Source organism: Vannielia litorea, from assembly GCF_018424695.1.
GTDB classification, from domain to species: Bacteria; Pseudomonadota; Alphaproteobacteria; order Rhodobacterales; family Rhodobacteraceae; genus Vannielia; species Vannielia litorea_A.
The window spans coordinates 1-948 of sequence record NZ_QTNQ01000195.1; the positions used below are offsets into that span (position 1 = coordinate 1).

Annotated in this window: 1 protein-coding gene; it reads right to left on the reverse strand. The window is 64.1% G+C overall.

The genetic code is table 11. The features are described from left to right. Positions 1–948: DNA translocase FtsK (locus DYI42_RS23905; RefSeq protein ID WP_274608857.1), on the reverse strand; the 948-nt coding region annotated here is incomplete at both ends.

Consider the following 948-nt stretch of genomic DNA (forward strand, 5'->3'; position numbering starts at 1 on the left):
GCCGGCCATGTAGAGCATGTCGCCCATGCCTAGAAGCTGCTCGGCGCCCATTTCGCCGAGGATGGTGCGGCTGTCGATCTTGGAGGTCACCTGGAAGGAAATCCGGGTGGGGAAGTTGGCCTTGATGGTGCCGGTGATCACATCGACAGAGGGGCGCTGGGTCGCCATGATGAGGTGGATACCCGAGGCCCGCGCCATCTGCGCGAGGCGCTGGATGCAGGCCTCGATCTCCTTGCCGGCGACCATCATCAGGTCGGCCATTTCGTCGACGATCACGACGATGAAGGGAAGGGTCTCGGGCTTGAACTCCTCGGTTTCGAAGACGGGTTCGCCGGTGTCGTCGTCAAAGCCGGTCTGGATGGTGCGCGAGAACATCTCGCCCTTGGCCAGCGTATCGCGCACCCGGGCGTTGTAGCCCTCGATGTTGCGCACGCCCATCTTGGACATCTTGCGGTAGCGATCTTCCATTTCGCCGACCACCCACTTGAGCGCCACGACGGCCTTCTTCGGGTCGGTCACAACAGGCGACAGGAGGTGGGGGATGCCGTCATAGACGGAGAGTTCGAGCATCTTCGGGTCGATCATCACCATCCGCAGCTCCTCGGGCGGGAGCGTATAGAGCAGCGAGAGGATCATGGTGTTGATGGCCACGGATTTACCCGAGCCGGTGGTGCCTGCGATCAGCAGGTGGGGCATTTTTGCGAGGTTGGCCACCACGGGCTCGCCGCCGATGTCCTTGCCCAGCGCCAGCGGCAGGCGGTGGTTGCCGTCGCCGTAATCCTTGCCGGAGAGGATCTCGCGGAAGTTCACCATCTCGCGGCGTTCGTTCGGGAGTTCAATGCCGATGACCGAGCGGCCGGGCACGGTGGAGACGCGGGCGGAGAGGGCCGACATGCTCCGGGCGATATCGTCGGCGAGGCCGATCACGCGGGAGGCCTTGAGGCCGGG